The organism is Vibrio sp. 10N.222.52.C12, from assembly GCF_041474215.1.
In the GTDB taxonomy this organism is placed as follows: Bacteria; Pseudomonadota; Gammaproteobacteria; order Enterobacterales; family Vibrionaceae; genus Vibrio; species Vibrio crassostreae_C.
The window spans coordinates 1-17,833 of sequence record NZ_JBFRTR010000025.1 but is presented as its reverse complement, the minus strand read 5'-3'; the positions used below and the strand labels follow the sequence as shown (position 1 = coordinate 17,833).

Sequence of the window (17,833 nt, the reverse complement as noted above, 5' to 3'; positions counted from 1 at the left end):
CCTTCAGTAACATTGGCTCTAAGCACTTTTGTTTTCTCCATTGTTGGTTTCACCATCTTTGGATTTAACTCATAGTGCCTTGGAGCCTCAATACCTAACTCAATGCACTCGCTTGCCTTTACGGTGAGTGTCTTGCATTGAATTAGGTATGGAAGGCTTTTTACAAATGAGGACTATCAAATGATAGAAAACAGTTTTGCAATAACGACGACGTTCATTGCGTATCTAATTATGATGCTGGCAATCGGTGTTATTGCTTACAAACGTACTTCTAGCTCGACAGACTACTTCCTAGGTGGTCGTTCGCTAGGCCCATGGCCTGCTGCACTTTCTGCTGGTGCATCAGACATGAGTGGTTGGCTACTACTTGGTCTACCGGGTTACGCTTATGCTGCTGGTTTTGAAGCATTCTGGCTTGCTGGTGGCCTGCTAGTTGGTACTTGGGCGAACTGGTTAATCAGTGCTAAGCGTCTGCGTACTTACAGCATTACAACAGAGTCACTGACGCTACCTGAGTTCCTATCTCGTCGTTTCAATGATAATTCTAAGCTGATCCAAACAATTTCTGCTTTCTTTATCCTTTTATTCTTCCTTTTCTACACAAGTTCTGGCTTGGTAGCAGGTGGTAAATTGTTTGAAACAGTATTCGGCCTAGATTACACAACAGCGGTAATCATCGGTACAGTATGTGTGGTTTCTTACACGCTATTTGGTGGTTTCCTTGCGGTATCTTGGACGGATTTGGTTCAAGGTCTGCTGATGTCTGCTGCGCTATTGATTGTACCAATCGCAGCGATGAACGGTGGTCTTGGTCAGCTATCGACTGATCTTCACAACATCAACCCAGAGCTTCTCACGCTATGGAATGATGTGAAAGGTGAGCCACTTTCTGCTATCGCGATCATCTCGCTAGCGGCATGGGGTCTAGGTTACTTCGGTCAGCCACACATCCTTGCTCGTTTCAAAGCAACACGTAGCAACAAAGACCTAACAACAGCGCGTCGTATCGCGGTGGTATGGTCTGCTCTGTCTATGGTTGGTGCAATGCTAGTAGGTCTGGTTGGTCTAATCTACGTGACTAACTCTGGCGCGCCTAAGCTAGACGATGGCGAGAAGATCTTCATGCTTCTTGTGAACGCGATGTTCCACCCAGTAATCGCAGGTATCTTACTTGCTGCAATCCTAGCGGCAATCATGAGTACTGCGGATTCACAGCTACTTGTATCTTCATCTGCACTAGCCGAAGATCTGTATAAGCAAGTACTTAAGAAAGATGCGACGTCTGAAGAGATTGTTCGTGTAGGCCGCTTCGCGGTTATCCTAATCTCTTTGATTGCACTTGTGCTAGCGATGACGCCAGACAGTTCAGTACTTGGCCTTGTGTCTTACGCATGGGCTGGTTTTGGTGCTGCATTCGGCCCAGCTATTGTATTGAGCCTGTACTGGTCTCGTATGAACCGTAACGGCGCTCTCGCGGGTATCGTGGTTGGTGGTGTGACTATCGTACTTTGGAAACAGTTCACGGGCGGTTGGTTCGATGTGTACGAAATCGTACCGGGAATCATCCTATCGACTCTTTCTATCGTTATCGTGAGTCTAATTACGGGCGAGCCTGAAGACGAAGTTAAGAAGCAACACGCTGAGTTCGAGAAGAACCTCGTTGAGCTAGACTAATTTACATTGTAAAAATACCAATGAATTAGCAAAAGACATGAACAATAGAGTCACTTCGGTGGCTCTATTTTTTTATGTGAGTACGACCTTTGTCTTATTTCAAATTAAGTTTATTCGAGGTTTTCTGATATTGAAATGGGGGTTTACAATGTAAATCGAAAGCGAAGGATCTTGAGCGAGAAATGAAAGGTCTGTCTTGTTGGTGGCGTGTGATGTCAAAAAATAAAACAGAAAATGGCTATTTTTTGAACTTGGCGCTCACTTTTGTGATTAGCTCGGTGAATTGTTGAACTGAATTAGACATGATGTGTCAATTGTCAGTAACCACTAAAGACCTATAGGACAAAGGTATGCCTGATCTCTATTGCAAAGGATGTAAAAAAACAACACTACATAAGTCTATAATGAAACGTTGTGAATCAGAGCCCGAGACAGCTTCTGGCCGTATGATGCAATGGACGTCAAAGCTATTTAGTGGAAACCTGCACTACGATATGGAAACTCAGCACTTCTGCCGCACGTGTAACTGCCGTTGCGAAACAGGAAGTACTGTACCCCAAATTGGTTTAGCTTAACTTACAGTAAGCGCTCACTAACTTAGATCAAAAAACCTCCGTTTTAGGAGGTTTTTGCGTTTCTATGCGGCTTTGAGTGCTAGCTCGGCAACAATGGCGTCGCCATCAATCTTCACATCCCAACCATAGTTTGAGTATTCATTTGCTAGTGCCTGAGCAACATCTTTTGATACCGTTACGTGTGTCCATGAACCAATACCGTAAGGTTTATATGCGAGTTCTTGCGTTTTCATAATAGAGTCATCCTTTCTCTTTGATAATTATATTATTCACTTTGGCCTATATCCTTTCTTTCGTTTCCGGCTCAACTTATTTGTTAATCGGGTCATTTCTATAATAATTTGTTAATAACCAGAGTTTGATTTATAAGGGTTCTTATCTATTTGTATGTGTTTATATCTGGCGTGAATATCATCCGTGCATTTAGTTTTTAAATGTGTGAGCGAGGTTTTCTTCGATTGCACTTGGTATGGAATATACTGAGCGGAATTTAGAATGTTTAAGGAATGTTATGTCTCAGCATCAGCTCGATCGTATCGATAAAGAGATACTAAGAATTCTGCATATGAAAGGGCGTTTACCTGTTGTTGAACTGGCAAAACAGGTCAACCTTACGACGTCACCTTGCTCTGATAGACTCAAGCGATTGGAGAAAGAGGGCTACATCACGGGCTATCATGCTGAGCTTTGTTCAGAAAAGCTGGGACTCGATGTTCAAGTCTTTATCCATATCCGTCTCGATCAGACTAGCTTTTCGATCTTCGACAAATTTGCCCAAGCCGTGGAAATGATGCCTGAGGTGGAAGAGTGCTACTCACTGTCGGGTGACTTTGACACCATGATCAAGGTTCGAGTGAAAGACATGAAGGCGTACCAAGCGTTTATGGCAACGAAGTTGGGCACCTTGCCTGGTGTGATTCAGACACGTAGTGAAGTGGTGATTGAAGAGCATAAAAAGGGCTTCGGCGTGAACCCTGAGTTGTTGGCAACTCTAAAATAGTGGCCTAATTTCGCTTACCAACGTGATTTAGATATAAAAAATGGAAGCAATAAGCTTCCATTTTTTGTTGAGCGTCAGATAAAGAGCAATCCGATAAACTTGTTCGCCTTAAAGCGTAATGGCCGCAGAGATTAAGCCAATCACACCACCGAATACACCGCCCCAAACCACAAGCCAGCCAAGGTGCTTCTTGATCATGGTCTGAACCATCTCTTTAACCAGCTTAGGTGTTAGTTCATTCAAGCGCTGATCGATGATCGCCTCAATGTTTTCTTTGATTTCATCCATCATCGCAGGCGATTCTAGCTCGTCTTTGATGGCATTTTTTACAGAATCACTCTTGCTGATTTCAATCACAGATTCTTGCATCTTCTCAACAAACGGCGCTTTCATTGGCTCTAGTGCTTCTGTGCCACCAAACATTGCCAACATACCGCCAAACTGAGAGTTCTCGATAACATGCACCAGTGAGTCGAATGCAGGGTTAAAGTCGATCTTCTGAATCACAGGCTCTAGATTGAGCGACTTTCCTGTCATCTCGCTGCTTAGGAAGCGGTCGATGTTACTTTCTGTAAAGAATTGCTCCATCATCAGTTGCTTGATGGCTGCCTTGAACTCTTCAAAGCGCGCTGGAATCACTCCAGAACCGTATAGGCCGGGTACTTTCTCGAACAACATGTGAATCGCAAGCCAGTTGGTGATGGCACCAGAAAAGGCGAATAGGCCTGCATAAAGCAAGTATTGGTTTGCTGTCGCATAGCCGCCAGCAAGCAGCGCTAACGCGATAACGTTAGTTAAGACACTTTTGTTCATGGTTGATCTCTAGAAAGAATATTGCGCGCATTTTAAGAAAAAAACGCCAAGAAAAAAACAAAAGGATCGATGAAGTTTATTGGACAGGTAGCAAAGAGCGCCAAATAGCAGGCATAAAAAAGGCTAGCCTCCCCCCGAAGTCTAGCCTTATTCCAGAACGCGCAAGCGAGGCGTCTTTGGTGTTAATGTCATTATATAATTACGACATAACATTCTGCCATGTGTAATTTACCGCTAATAAACAAATTGCTGTGAATCACATCGCACTTTTAAAATAGCACAAAAATTAAGCGTTTGTAGCTTGCTCAAGGTCATCGGCAATGAAGCCACCGGTTTGGTGATTCCATAGCTGCGCATAAATACCATTCTGGTTAATCAGCTCTTGGTGCGTGCCTTCTTCTACGATATTGCCGGCATCAAGCACGATCAGGCGATCCATCGCTGCGATGGTCGACAGGCGGTGTGCAATCGCAATAACCGTTTTGCCTTCCATTAGCTCAATCAAGCTCTCTTGAATCGCTGCCTCTACCTCAGAATCGAGTGCAGAAGTTGCTTCATCGAGAACAAGTAATGGAGCATTCTTTAGAAGAACACGTGAGATAGCCACACGTTGACGCTGACCACCAGAAAGCTTAACGCCACGTTCACCCACTTGAGCATCGTAACCAACGTTGCCAAACGGGTCGGTTAGCGTTTCGATAAACTCATGCGCGTGTGCCTGTTTAGTCGCCGCGTATACCTCTTCGTCTGATGCCTCTGGTCGACCGTAAAGAATGTTGTCTTTGATCGAACGGTGCAGCAGTGAGGTATCTTGGGTCACCATACCTATGTTGCTACGCAGAGAATCTTGAGTAACGCTCGAGATCTCTTGGTCATCAATCAGGATGCGACCACTTTCTACATCGTGGAAACGCAGTAGTAAGTTAACTAGGGTCGATTTACCTGCACCTGAACGGCCAACCAAACCCACTTTTTCACCCGGTTTGATGTTGAGGTTTAGGTTGTTGATCACCCCCTTATTCTCACCGTAGTTAAAGCTTACATTGTCGAAGTTGATACCGCCTTGTGGAACCTCCAGAGGCTTCGCGTCTTTCTTGTCTTCAATAGCAATAGGCTTAGACAGAGTTTTAATGCCGTCAATCACGGTACCAAGGTTCTCAAACAGACCACCAATTTCCCACATGATCCATTTCGACATGCCGTTAATACGCAGAGCCAAGCTGACCGCAATCGCGATTGCACCCACGGTGATTGCGCTATCTAGCCATAGGTAGATAGAGATACCCGCAATGCTGAACACCAATAGATAGTTAGCGAATTCCACGCAGATGTTGAAGCCGGTTACCAAGCGCATTTGGCGGTGCACAGTATCTAGGAAGCCTTCCATGCCTTCTTCGGCGTATTCGGTTTCTCTTTTACTGTGTGAGAACAATTTCACCGTCGCGATGTTGGTGTAGCTATCAACAATACGACCTGTCATCAGTGAACGAGCATCCGCTTGCTCTGAAGACACGTCTTTTAGCTTTGGCACGAAGTGCAGTTGAATACCGATGTAAACGAATAGCCAAATCAGCATCGGAGCCATCAAGCGCCAATCTGATTCAGCAAGCATGAACAGCATCGCCGTGAAGTAAACCGTCACGTAGACAAACACATCGACCATCTTGGTCACAGTTTCGCGCACTGCAAGCGAGGTTTGCATCACTTTGGTCGCGACACGTCCGGCGAAGTCATCTTGATAGAAGGACAGGCTTTGCTTCAAAAGGTAGCGGTGTGCTAACCAACGAATCGACATTGGGTAGTTGCCCAGCAAAGTTTGGTGAAGCAATAGCGAGTAAACACTGATCAAGATTGGCATCACAACCAACAGCAGAATACCGAGCCCCATCAATGTCGATTCGTTGTCTGCTAAGAAAGTGTCTGGGTTGCTTGTTGATAGCCAGTCGACCAATTGCCCCATGTAACCGAACAGCGCGACTTCGATGATCGCGATGGTCATGCTCATCAACCCGAGCAAAATCAATGGTTTTTCGAAACCTCGAGTGTAATGGCGGCAGAATGCCAGTATGCCAGTAGGAGGTTGTATCGGCTCTCCCTTTGGAAAGGCTTCAGTAAAGCCTTCAAATTTCTTGTACATAGATTTCCCTTTATAAACTAGTGCATCTATAAGCGACTGCATCGTTGGTGCAGCTTTGTTTTTATGGTCTTGATTCGAAATTTAACTGTCTTAGTTTGAAATTATATAAGCGCCCATGGGTTCTTATCAGTATTAAGTCATTCGATGGATTTTGTTCTAGCGCCTATTTAGGCACTTGGCTTTAAAACACTAAAACTTTGTCTAAGCGATACAGGAAAGGTCCAAAGAGTGTCTTTCATGACGCTTATTTTAGATTGAATTAGACAGGAAAAGTTAAGCTTATTTCAAACGTAATTGATTGTTATGCAACGGTGATAATCCTAACGTTAAATGGATTGAATTGTAATCAAAACTCGTGATGGGCGAGAAAATGGAATCAGAATATTTATCCATAAAGTGACTTAACGAATATGCATACAGTTGGTTCTTTCTGATGTGCTGTTATCTTGCAGTAAAAATTACCGATTAATCTAAGATCTGCAGTAATTGTTTGGGATAAATATTCAAATAAATATTCTTTTCAGTGAATCTTGTCGTAACAAGTTGTTTACAATTCTGAAGTAAATAAAAGATAGGGACGGTTGAAATGTTAAACCTACACAAAAAATCACTTCATATCACTAATGTTCAAAACGCCAATTGCGTTGTTATGGTGCCACCAAAAGAGTTTAAATTTAACGAAGAAACAGCACGTGATAACGAATTTCAGCACAGAGTTAATCTGACCGAAGCTGAGGTGAAAGTAGAAACGATGGCCGAATTTAAAGCTATGGTCGCTTCGTTGCGTAAAGAAGGTGTGCAAGTTGTAGAGTTTGATTACCCAGAATTGGGCGTTGAAACTCCGGATGCTGTTTTCCCAAACAACTGGTTCAGTACCTGTAGTGATGGAAGCTTATTCACGTTCCCTATGGCGTGTGAAAACCGTCAGAATGAAGTTAAGCCAAATGCTCTTATTGAAGCGTTAGAAGCGTCGGGTCGCATTGTTAACCATAGCGAGTCTCTAGAGTCTTACATCGCGCAAGGTTCTTATCTAGAGAGCACGGGCGTGATGGTTATCGACCATATCAACAAGACCATCTACGCTGCGCTTTCTCAGCGTTGTGACCGCGAAGTGTTAGAAGATTATGCGAAGCGCATTGGTTATTCTCGCGTGGTCTCGTTCCAAACGGCATTACCGTCTGGCCAACCGATTTACCATACCAATGTGATGATGGCGATTGGCGATAACTTCTGCGTGATCTGTGATGAAGTGATTCCTGAGTTTGAACGCCGCTTTGTGGTGAAGTCGCTTGCTAAAGATAAGCAGGTTATCTCTATCTCAATTGATCAGATGAACCGTTTCTGTGGCAACATCCTGCAGCTTGAAACCGTGAATGGCGACAAGGTGATCGCGATGTCTCAATCGGCTTACGATGCGTTTTCTCCAGCCCAGTTAGCTCAGCTTTCGACGCATGGAAAACTGCTGCCATTTAACGTGAAAACGATTGAAGACATTGGCGGTGGTTCGGTGCGATGCATGTTGGGTGAGGTGTTCCTACCAACACGAGTTAATCGCTTGTAACAAGTATAGAAAGTATAACAAGCACTCACTTTCAGTAATGAATCTTTGAATACCACTCTTATCGCAGAGTGGTATTTTTGTTTTTGTCTTTCACATATAAGAGAACAGAGCTCGATACAGGAGTCAACGCGCAAAAGCTAATGGAAATAAGCTATGAAGCGTCCTTAAAAGCTCTGTGTTCGATGAACTGAGCCGACAGTGTTACGACTTCTTTGGAGTAGACGAGCGCCGTGTGGTTGAGTTTGAGGGCGTAAGTATCCGTTGCTCCTCTCAGGTTGGCGTCTTCGAGTGTGACTGTGCCATCGCCCGGGTTTCTTCCCAGAACAATACGTCCGACTCCGGCGTTGTAGGTACCTGTAATCACGCCAATCGGCACATCAATATCGTAGTCACCCAGGCCATCGCTTAAGATCATTTTGCTCGAACCAAATATAAAACCAAGCCCATGATTCGACAGTGTTTTGGCGATAGTTGCCCCATTGTGCGGCGTCCCTGCGGTAATAATGCAGGTGTCGGCAAAATTGGGCTGATAAAACTTAAAGTAGTGACGAATGAGTAAGCCACCGAGTGAGTGACCAAAAAAATAGACCTCATCGTACTCATTAAAGCGAGCATTTACGAAGCGATTGAGGCGTTTGGCTGCAGAAGGGAAACGCAGCGAGTTGTAGGCAAACTTGTGCGTTGTAAAGCCGCGTTTTTTGAAGTTTCTATCCAGATACTGCATGATCAACGCAGGCATATATAGACCATGAATTAAAACTATATGTTTGTTTTTATTATTCATTTTTGTCCTCCGTCTGATGATGTCCCCAGTATATTTAGTCGCAAATCTAAACTCAATAAAACTTGCTACGAATGGGGCACAAAAGACAGAGGTGTACGTTATAAACAGTGCGTTCGTCATAGAGAAAAGGTGGGTTAGTCAGATCTCACTCCACCATACACATCTATGGTTAATCCGCCTTGTTTGGCGTAAGTATTGGGTGTTAGACTTTTTACCTTATTGAAGCTTCTCTCTAATGTCCTTTATCGCCAAGTTTTGCAATCCATGTCGAACTAAGCTCTTTTAATATCTTACGAATCAGTTCGCTGTGTCTATCTGTTTGACTTGCCGATATCTAAGGCACCAGTAAATCTTATGATTCTGAATTTTCAGTTTTGGTTAGCTCAGTATCACCTGCTTCACTTTTTGCTTCCGGTTCAACCAAAACTTTGATTACGCCTTTTTGTAGGATCAGGTTATTAGGGTAGGTGATAATGTTGCCCGAACTGTGTCGAAGAATAACATGGAACATGGTGATATCGATGATCACACCGCTGATGTCTTCGTCTTTCTCCGCGACTCTTACTCTGTCGCCAATGCGATAAGGGAAGACGAAAAATATTAGTACGCTGGCTGTGAGGTTACTTAGAATCGACCATTGCGCGAATAAAGCGACACCCAGCACCGCAAATATCGAAGACAAGAACAGAGAAATATCACCAAAACCCAAGTTAAGAACAATCGTAAACACAGCGATGAAGAGTAGAAACAGAACAATATTGAAACACTTAATCACGAACTGCTTTCGCTTCAATTCGACACGCTTATTTTCCGCTAATGTTTCTATCCAGTTCTTACCTAAGCGTTTGATCACCCAATACACAGTGATAAGAAGTAAACCTAAAACTACTTGTCTAAGCCACATATTGGATTGCAAAAACTCAACCATTAAATAAACCTCAATTTTTTCAAAATAACGACCTCTGCCGCTATGACCACGAGCAGCCCAACGCAAAATAGTGGAAATGCTATCGGGTTATCTGTTCCGGGTATCCCAGCGATATTGACACCCAGTAAACCGGTGAAAAACCCAGCAGGGAGGAAAATACCTGCAATGATAGAAAATAGGTACGTATTTCTATTCATTTTTTCAGCTTGTTGCTGACTTAGGCTCGCTAAAAATACATTAATTTGTTCGATGTAAAACTCAACAGACTCGTTAATTCTCAGGATGGTATCAAGGCTGTTCTTTATATGACTGTTGTGCTTACTCAATGGCGCAGGTAGGTCACTCATTAAATCTTCAAAAACGTATTTCTGTGGCTTCAAATAACGCCTTAGTCTGAGTAGCCTTGAATGTAGAGCGTTAATGGATCTTATGTCGATATTGGATGTAGATTCTAACTCGTCAATTAATAGTTCGACGGGTGCTAGGAAGGTTGAAATACTGTGGTTGATTCCACGGATCATGCCCAACAACACATCAGGTAATGATGTAGGGCCTTGGTTTTGTTTGAGATCAGATATCAGATTACTGACCGCTTTTGAAGGAACTTTACGTGTCGATATTAAAGTGCCTTTGTACCATAAGATGCGTAGGCTAAGCATGTCGTCAGGGTTAGCACCTTCGTTTAGATTAATGCCTCGCAGAATCATCAAAAAACAGTCGTGGCCAAATTGTTCGAACCGAGGGCGGGTGTCATCGGTGAGTAATGAATCGATGATGGCATTTGGAACCGTATTACTGTGGAGCCATTCTCTCAAACCGTCAGCATCTCTTTGGCAGTGATACCAAGTTGATTGCTCGAATGAGGCTGGGCTGGTGGTGTGTTCATGTGCCACCCCCTCAGAAAATTGCCAGCTTGAAATTATGAAAGCGTCCATTCATTTGTCCTTAATGATATGACGTAAACATTGATATTATGCGCCATTCAGGCGCGGTATTGAACTGAGCTTAATCGTGGTAAGTTCAATGAGCGATGTGAGTGAGATGAAGTCTAATAAGACATGTTGGTCTTTGGAGTACGACGGACTCTTCCATTATTGTCTCTATTAAATGTAGCTCATTGTTTCGTCGTTATAAATTAGCACTCTGGCTCCATGTTAGCGACGAAAAAAAGAAAAGACCGAGGTCTTTTCTTTTTAGGGGAAGTTGAGGAGAGCTTGTTCAGGCAACTCGAGTTTTCCGATGGTTTACATAAGTAAAAGCACTACCGACACGCAGCAAAAATGTCTTGGTTTTCTCGGTATTCTTTGGTTTGTACATCCATTAGGCCGAGTAAAGAGTCGAACAGGTTATCTTGGGAGAAGCTCTGTTCTTTGCCTGCCTTTCTTAAGCAGGTCTGGTTTATCCCTTTCTGCTCGGCGAAACCATCAGACATCCACATTATCATAGGCACATGGGTTTGCTCTTTCGGTGCCAATGAATAAGGCATGCCGTGTAAGTAGACGCCATTTTCTCCCAATGATTCTCCGTGATCGGAAATGTACATCAGCGCAACATTGTACTTATCGGTGAGTTTCTCTAGCTTCTGAATAGCCTGTGATAGAAAGAAATCTGTGTACAAGATGGTGTTGTCGTAGGTGTTGACCACTTGCTCTTTGGTGCAGTTTTCGATATCAGAACGTGGGCAGTCTGGCACAAACTTCTTATGATCTTCTGGGTATCGCTCAAAGTAAGTTGGGCCGTGAGATCCGGAGATATGATAGAAAATGATGCTATCTTGTTTAAGAACTTGAGTATCTTGTTCGAAGTTCTCTAGCATGGCTGTGTCATAGCACACATCTTTATTACACAGCGGGTCGCTGTCTTTGGCGACGAGAGTCATCTCTTTGATTCGATGTGCGACCGCCTTGTCTCCACCATCGTGCTCTCGCCAGATAGAGTGAATGCCCGCGCGGTTCATAATGTCGACTACGTTATCTTGGTTGTAGGCTTTATCACGATCGTAGTTGCTGCGATTCATGTTAGAAAACATACACGGCACAGAAACCGCAGTGGCTGTTCCGCATGACTGAACATCAGAGAAAAAGATCGGGTTATAGGGTTTGGTATGAGCATTGGTTTCTTTCTCATAGCCATAATATTGGTAGTTATATACACGTGCCGTTTCACCAAGAACAAACACCAATAAGGTTGGTTTTTCAGCTTGTTTAGCTTCTGGTTTTAGCTGCGCATCTAAGCCGATTTCTTGGTAAGGAATCGGTTCTTTGATGTAAGTATTGTTGATGTATTTTGCGGTTGAAGCGACGTATTCGGTCGGAATGATCATCTTTTTAAGATGAGAGTTATTACGACCAATCGATGCGTAATCTTTGTAAAACAACCCGGCAATGATGGCAATGACGATCAACGAAGACAGCAGCCCTATCGACTTCCAAATCGCAAAATCTCTCCAAGATTCTCTTTCAAGATCCGTAAATAAAAGCAGCAGTGACGGGACTCCTCCCATCAGAACAAACCATAAAATAGAATAGCTGCTTAGGTAGCTAGCGGCTTCTCCGCTGTTGGTTTCGAAGACGTTTTCTATCATTCCATAGTCTACGAAAATGCCGTAGTTGAACATGCTGTAGCTGACTAAAGAGGAAGTAAGTAGTAACAAGATAAAAAAAGCTTTGGCGAATATCGGCCAGTTGAATACTTGAAAGATAAAGTTGAATGCGGCGAGAAAGAAAAATGGGATCGAGATGATAAACCCAATGCTTTCGGCTTGTGAGGCACTAAGAATATTGAACAGTTCGCGTGAGATAGGCAAGTTAATGACAAGCAGGTAATACACTGCCAAAACGAAAGGGAGTTTGTTTATCGACATGTTTAAGCGTGGTAGATTCATAGGTCTTGTCTTCCTGTGTCACTTATCCCTTTATTTTAGTCTCGCTACCAAGAAAGCTCTAATATCAACGCATAAAGCTCAATCAGTGATGGTGAGCGATAAACTGGCTAAAGTGAAATGACGCTAAGGTGTGTAGATACAAAAAATTTACTTTACTGAGTGACCTTCATGACAAGGTGGAACAGCAAAGTGAATTAGTATGTTCAGCTTATTCTATGTGGTTCAATCACATTAGAAGTTGTATGAACCACCGAAGCTAATGCTTTTGAAGGCAAGCGTGTGGTCACCAGCTGATATTTGAGAGTTACCAAATTGGACTGTGTCGTCTACGCTCACTGCATCCGCTTGCGAGATTAAGCGTAGCGTTAGGTGTTCGATTGGCGTGTATTCAACACCTACACCAAAGTGGAAACCCGTACCGCTGTCATCAGCGTAACCAGCACTCTTATTTGCGTTTAGGTCAACAGAGCTTAAACCAGCCAATACGAATGGGCGGATTGTGTTGTCGAATGTGTAACCAAGATTTGCTGACAAAGAAACAGACGTCGGAGACAGCTTTTCAGCGCTATTTTTGTAGTTTGCGTAATCTGTGTAGCCAAGTTCAACACCTACGATACGGTTGAATTGGTAGCCGCCGTATAGGTTGTAGCCCATGCCATCTGAATCTAAGCTACCGTGACCGTCTGTGTCAGAATCTTGGTAGACACTAAGTCCGCCACCAATGTACGCACCGCCGTCAGTACCTGCTGCTAAAGCTGGAAGAGAAACTGCGCTGATTAAACCCAGTGCTAATGCTGATTTCGTTATCTTGTTCATCTTTGTTACTCACTCTTAAATGTCATGTCAGTATCAATAATTTTTATTTTGCGACCTTTCGACCGTTGGTGAGTATTATTCCGTAGTCTTGTATGTATTACTGTATGGCTTTGTAAGCTGAATCGTTACATAGTAGAAAAAATACACATCAGGTTGCTTAGTGAGTCAGGCTGTTTAAAACAAGGAATAAACATGCTAACGAAACAAAACACAGGTTTGGTGGTTGTGGACGTACAAGGCAAGCTCGCACGCCTTGTTGATGAGAGCGATACGCTGATTGCTAATTGCGGGAAGTTAGCTCAAGGAGCGCAGGTTTTGGGGCTGTCAATTATTCGTTTGGAGCAGAACCCAGAGAAGCTAGGTGCTACAGTCGACGAACTTAATGACTTGCTGAATGATGCAAAGCCGATACCTAAATTCACTTTCAACGCGTGTGATGAGCCCAAGTTTGTTGAGGCGGTTCAAGCCAAGGATGTAGAGACTTGGTTAGTGTGTGGTATTGAGGCTCATATTTGTGTTTATCAAACCGCAATGGGGTTGTTGGAACTTGGGTACAAGGTTCAGGTAGTTGGCGACTGTGTTAGCTCACGAACGGCACTCAACAAAGATCTGGCAATCCGTCGACTAATGGATGCTGGTATCCAAATCACAGGATTAGAAATGAGCTTATACGAGCTTGTGAAAGACTGCCGCGCGCGTGAATTTAAGCTCATTCTATCCTTGATTCGTTAATCACCGAGAGGCTGTCTATCGCCACCGCCTCGGTAAGAATCGAGCGCAACTTTCAAGCGACGCAGTTTGTCGCGCGAGCGGTTCTTGTGATTGACTGCGATTCCCATAGAAAGCACATCCACTAACGCCAACATAGCGTAGCGAGAAGCCGACGGCTTGTAGATGAAGTCGGTTTCCATATGCTTGATGGGTAACAAGATATCGGCAATTTTTGCTAGCGGTGTATCTTGTGGGGTAATCGCAATGATCTTAAGTCCGTACTGCTTAGCCAGCTCTGCCGTTTCTGTGATCACTGGTGTAAAGCCAGTCGCAGAGATCATCACCATTACGTCATTAGCATCTGCCGTGGCAGCAACCATACGTGACATCAAGCCATCGTTGTACGACACCACTGGGTAGCCTAAACGAAACAGTCGATGTTGCAGCTCTTGAGAAGCAATGGTTGAACCACCACCCATACCAATAGCAATGATCTGTCTGGCGTTATGCAGCCAGCTGACTGCGGTTTCAACGTCTTGCTCTTTGAACAAGGTGCGGTTGATGTCTAGGCTTTGCTTGATCGATTCGTAGATACCTTGATAACCCGTTTGGTCAACCGGTTCGAGAATAAAACGCTGGCCAACTGTCAGTGTTTGAGCAAGCTTGATCTTCATATCACGTACGTTGCTGCAGCCGATAGCCTTAGCAAAACGTGTAATGGTGGCTTCACTGACTTGAGCGCTTTCAGCAAGCTCTGTGATGCTGGCATTGGCAGCAAAATCAATGTCGTCCATGATCAGCTTAGCGACTTTTTTCTCTGCATCACGAAGAGCGGGAAAACGCTCCGTTATCTGTGAAATGATATCTACTTCTAAACTCAAGAATCCTGATCCTTTGTTGATGGGGCTAATCGTTATCACCTAGTTATTAAGAACCTAGCTCGTAAGAAGTAAGCTCTTTAGCTTTTTAGCCATTTAGCCGTTTAAAACTAAGCGTTAGCCCCGTTAGTATATCTTATTGTTTCGCTGATTCTAGCTTATTGAAAAATCGAACTAGAAGCAGGTTTCCACCCAGTTTGTTACCTGATGGTCGTCATCGCTGATGGCAATGTGGCGCCACTTATCGAAGGTTAAACACGGGTGTGAGGTTGAGAATGCAATCATGTCGCCCACTTCAATTTCAGAAGAGCCGTCCGTTTCAACAAAGGTATGCTGATCCATCACGGCGGTCGCAGTCAGCCCTTTCACAGAGATAGCTTCGCCATTGCGATAGCCGCGTTCGGCAATAGGTAACCCCGCATCAAAGGCCACATCACGCTTGCCTAGCCCAACAACTAGTTTGGTCGGTTCTGGGCGAGAGATTACATACGCCCATACCTCAAGTGCCGATTCCAGATCTCCACCCAATTCGCACGCGTAACCTTGGTTTACTTGGGCACGCTGCAACACCTTGCTTTGAGCGTCTAGGTAGATACCTGTGTCGTGAATCGCGTAACAGCCCGGGCGGATGATCGCCAAGTAATCGGTTAGGTTCGCTAAACATTCTGCAACCACGTCATACCAAGCCGAACCTGCGCCCGTGATGATAGGTTGCCCTGCAATTAGGCCATCTGACGCGAGGCTTTCGACCGAGGTGAGCGCGTGATTTAAGAAGGTACGAATGTCTTGTTCTGCATTGTCACCGTGAATCACACCTTCATATACCTCAATACCTGCCAGCGAAAGGGCAGGTGTGTCTTGTATGGTTTGAGCCAGTTCTAGAACTTCTTGTGGTGAACGACAACCACAGCGACCGCCCGGTACACCAAATTCGATCAGTACTTTTAGTGTCTGTTTTGTATTAGAGAAATATTGGTTAAGTTGCTGCACGTTTACCGAAGAATCCACACAACAGTAAAAGTCGATATCAAACTCACTGATCAACTGTTCAACGATCGCCATGTTGGTTTTACCTACCAATTGGTTAGCCATGATGATTCTTTTTGCGCCTGCCATTGCTGCAATTTCTGCTTGTGCAGGTGTCGCAACGGTAATTCCCCAAGCGCCATTTTCTAGCTGTTGACGGAAGAAATCAGGCGTCATCGATGTTTTGCCATGTGGCGACAATTTAACCTGATGATGATCGGCGAATGATTGCATCCAATTCAGGTTATTGGTCAACGCTGATTGTTTGATAATTGCTACCGGAAGCGAAATGTCTTCATCAACCAGTCGATAAACACCGTTCTCAGATTGTGATATTGCTCTCCCTTTTTGGCCTTTTTCAGTCAAGATAAAACTATCGTTTTGATACTTTATAACATCTTTATGTGCAGGGTTATGTTTCATTACTGATTCCTAACATGATTTAAGTTGTTGTTATTTAATGTTTAAATATATCCACAATCTATTTTGTGGTAGAAACTATCACACAAATTAAAATATTATGTGTGTTTTGTCACTGAAAATAATCGGCTGAATTTCTAATATAGCTCCATCAACAGAGTGGATTGAGAGAGTGAGAAATGTTGTTCGATACGATAATTAAAAATGTAGAGGTGTTCGATGGCACCGGCGAACAATCGTTTTGTGCCGATGTAGCAATCCGAGATGGAAAAATCGCCGAAATTGGCAAAATCGATCATGAAGATTGCAGCCAGTTGGTTGAGGGAGCAGGCTTAGCATTGGCTCCTGGATTCATCGATGTACACACACACGACGATACCAATGTTATTCGTTACCCAGACTGCCTACCAAAGATCAGCCAAGGTGTGACAACCGTGATTGTTGGTAACTGCGGTATCAGTGCATCACCTACAGTTTTGGCCGGCGACCCACCAGACCCAATGAACCTTTTAGGCGCGCAGGTTGATTTCAAATACCCAACCTTTGCCGCGTATGCACAAGCAGTGGAGCAGGCGCAACCAGCGGTGAACGTAGCAGCGTTAGTTGGCCACACCACACTGCGTAACCAAGTGATGGACGACCTACAACGCACCGCAAGCGAAGAAGAAATTGCAGCAATGCAAAGCAACCTTGATTTAGCAATGGAGCAGGGCGCATTAGGCTTGAGTTCTGGTTTGGCTTACGCAAGTGCGAAGCAAGCCAACGCGAATGAGGTGATGCAGTTAGCCAAAGTGCTGTCTAGCCATGGCGGCATCTATACCACGCATATGCGTACCGAATTTGAAGAGATCTTAAGCGCGATGGAAGAGGCGTTTGAGACAGGCCAATACGCGAAAGTACCGGTTGTTATCTCTCACCTTAAATGTGCAGGTGCAGGCAACTGGGGCAGAACCGTTGAAGTGCTTGATTTGATGGACAAGGTTTCAGAGCACCAAGATGTGTCTTGCGACTGTTACCCATATTCAGCGAGCTCTTCGACGTTAGATTTAAAACAGGTGACGGACGATTTCGACATCTTCATCACTTGGTCTAAAGCAAAGCCTGAACATGCAGGCAAAACGCTTAAGCAGATTGCTGATGAGATGAACCTACCACTGATGGACGCAGCAAAAGCGCTTCAACCAGCCGGTGCGGTTTACCACTGCATGGATGAGAACGACGTAAAGCGCGTATTGAAATACAAGCTGACCATGGTTGGTTCTGATGGTTTACCAAATGACCCGCATCCACATCCAAGATTGTGGGGCACTTTCCCGAAAGTCTTAGGCCACTACTGCCGAGATGAAAAACTGTTTGCGCTGCCAGAAGCGATTCACAAAATGACCGGAATGTCTGCGAAGCGCTACAACCTCGCGGGAAGAGGTGAGATTCGCCAAGACGCATTTGCCGATTTAGTTTTATTTGATCCAAAGAATATTAAAGACACAGCAACATTTGAAAACCCTATTTCAGTTGCTGAGGGAATCGAAAGTGTATTTGTAAATGGTGAGTTAACTTACCAAAAAGGAAAAGTAAAAAATAATCGTTCAGGCGTTTTTATTTACCGTAATTAGAATTTAATTATTT

15 protein-coding genes and 1 pseudogene are annotated in these 17,833 nt (G+C 44.1%); 5 read left to right on the top strand and 11 right to left on the bottom strand.

Annotation, left to right across the window (positions count from 1 at the left end; all coding sequences use genetic code 11):
* Positions 1-183 precede the first annotated feature (183 nt).
* On the top strand, positions 184-1,674 hold the full coding sequence (putP, locus tag AB4623_RS05130; RefSeq protein ID WP_029235685.1) for a sodium/proline symporter PutP: 1,491 nt from the start codon (positions 184-186) through the stop codon (positions 1,672-1,674).
* A gap of 637 nt (positions 1,675-2,311) precedes the next feature.
* On the opposite strand, the gene AB4623_RS05125 is transcribed toward putP, so the two are convergent.
* Entirely contained in the window at positions 2,312-2,482 is a 171-nt protein-coding gene (locus tag AB4623_RS05125) for a hypothetical protein (RefSeq protein ID WP_017061196.1), read from the bottom strand.
* Positions 2,483-2,760: 278 nt separating this feature from the next.
* Between AB4623_RS05125 and AB4623_RS05120 the strand changes: the two genes are divergently transcribed.
* On the top strand, positions 2,761-3,249 hold the full coding sequence (locus AB4623_RS05120) for an Lrp/AsnC family transcriptional regulator (protein WP_004732526.1): 489 nt from the start codon (positions 2,761-2,763) through the stop codon (positions 3,247-3,249).
* A gap of 108 nt (positions 3,250-3,357) precedes the next feature.
* Here AB4623_RS05120 and AB4623_RS05115 read toward each other — a convergent pair whose 3' ends face one another.
* Together AB4623_RS05115 and AB4623_RS05110 are read right to left on the bottom strand one after the other, a co-directional pair.
* Complete coding sequence (locus AB4623_RS05115; RefSeq protein ID WP_017065155.1) at positions 3,358-4,062, bottom strand: hypothetical protein; 705 nt, start codon at positions 4,060-4,062, stop codon at positions 3,358-3,360.
* Positions 4,063-4,348: 286 nt separating this feature from the next.
* Positions 4,349-6,199 (bottom strand): ABC transporter ATP-binding protein, encoded by a 1,851-nt coding sequence (locus AB4623_RS05110; protein WP_065584473.1) that lies wholly within the window; start codon positions 6,197-6,199, stop codon positions 4,349-4,351.
* Between the two features lie 586 nt (positions 6,200-6,785).
* Between AB4623_RS05110 and AB4623_RS05105 the strand changes: the two genes are divergently transcribed.
* Entirely contained in the window at positions 6,786-7,760 is a 975-nt protein-coding gene (locus AB4623_RS05105; protein ID WP_017061193.1) for an arginine deiminase-related protein, read from the top strand.
* Positions 7,761-7,911: 151 nt separating this feature from the next.
* Here AB4623_RS05105 and AB4623_RS05100 read toward each other — a convergent pair whose 3' ends face one another.
* The 6 genes and pseudogenes from AB4623_RS05100 to AB4623_RS05075 all read right to left on the bottom strand — a co-directional run bounded on the left by AB4623_RS05100 (position 7,912) and on the right by AB4623_RS05075 (position 13,172).
* Complete coding sequence (locus AB4623_RS05100; protein WP_372103093.1) at positions 7,912-8,544, bottom strand: esterase/lipase family protein; 633 nt, start codon at positions 8,542-8,544, stop codon at positions 7,912-7,914.
* A gap of 134 nt (positions 8,545-8,678) precedes the next feature.
* Positions 8,679-8,878: pseudogene (locus AB4623_RS05095) on the bottom strand (AraC family transcriptional regulator); the annotation flags it as partial.
* Positions 8,879-8,896: 18 nt separating this feature from the next.
* Positions 8,897-9,472, bottom strand: coding sequence for a mechanosensitive ion channel family protein (locus AB4623_RS05090; protein WP_017070158.1), 576 nt, complete (start codon positions 9,470-9,472; stop codon positions 8,897-8,899).
* A complete protein-coding gene (locus tag AB4623_RS05085; RefSeq protein ID WP_017062015.1) occupies positions 9,472-10,407 on the bottom strand; it encodes a CorA family divalent cation transporter in 936 nt (311 codons plus the stop codon). Before AB4623_RS05085 ends, AB4623_RS05090 begins: the two co-directional genes overlap by 1 nt.
* 326 nt (positions 10,408-10,733) lie before the next feature.
* Positions 10,734-12,356, bottom strand: a complete 1,623-nt coding sequence (locus tag AB4623_RS05080) for a phosphoethanolamine transferase (protein WP_372145872.1) — start codon at positions 12,354-12,356, stop codon at positions 10,734-10,736.
* 231 nt (positions 12,357-12,587) lie between these two features.
* Positions 12,588-13,172, bottom strand: coding sequence for a porin family protein (locus tag AB4623_RS05075; protein ID WP_102333566.1), 585 nt, complete (start codon positions 13,170-13,172; stop codon positions 12,588-12,590).
* A gap of 192 nt (positions 13,173-13,364) precedes the next feature.
* Between AB4623_RS05075 and AB4623_RS05070 the strand changes: the two genes are divergently transcribed.
* The gene (locus AB4623_RS05070) at positions 13,365-13,904 is read left to right on the top strand and encodes a hydrolase (protein WP_017065162.1); all 540 of its coding nucleotides are present in this window, start codon (positions 13,365-13,367) and stop codon (positions 13,902-13,904) included.
* Here AB4623_RS05070 and AB4623_RS05065 read toward each other — a convergent pair.
* A complete protein-coding gene (locus tag AB4623_RS05065; RefSeq protein ID WP_017062019.1) occupies positions 13,901-14,764 on the bottom strand; it encodes a MurR/RpiR family transcriptional regulator in 864 nt (287 codons plus the stop codon). The genes AB4623_RS05070 and AB4623_RS05065 overlap by 4 nt on opposite strands.
* Before the next feature lie 171 nt (positions 14,765-14,935).
* Positions 14,936-16,210, bottom strand: coding sequence for an amino acid deaminase (locus tag AB4623_RS05060; RefSeq protein WP_372145870.1), 1,275 nt, complete (start codon positions 16,208-16,210; stop codon positions 14,936-14,938).
* Positions 16,211-16,386: 176 nt separating this feature from the next.
* Between AB4623_RS05060 and AB4623_RS05055 the strand changes: the two genes are divergently transcribed.
* Positions 16,387-17,820, top strand: a complete 1,434-nt coding sequence (locus AB4623_RS05055; RefSeq protein WP_102428088.1) for an amidohydrolase family protein — start codon at positions 16,387-16,389, stop codon at positions 17,818-17,820.
* Positions 17,821-17,833: the final 13 nt, after the last annotated feature.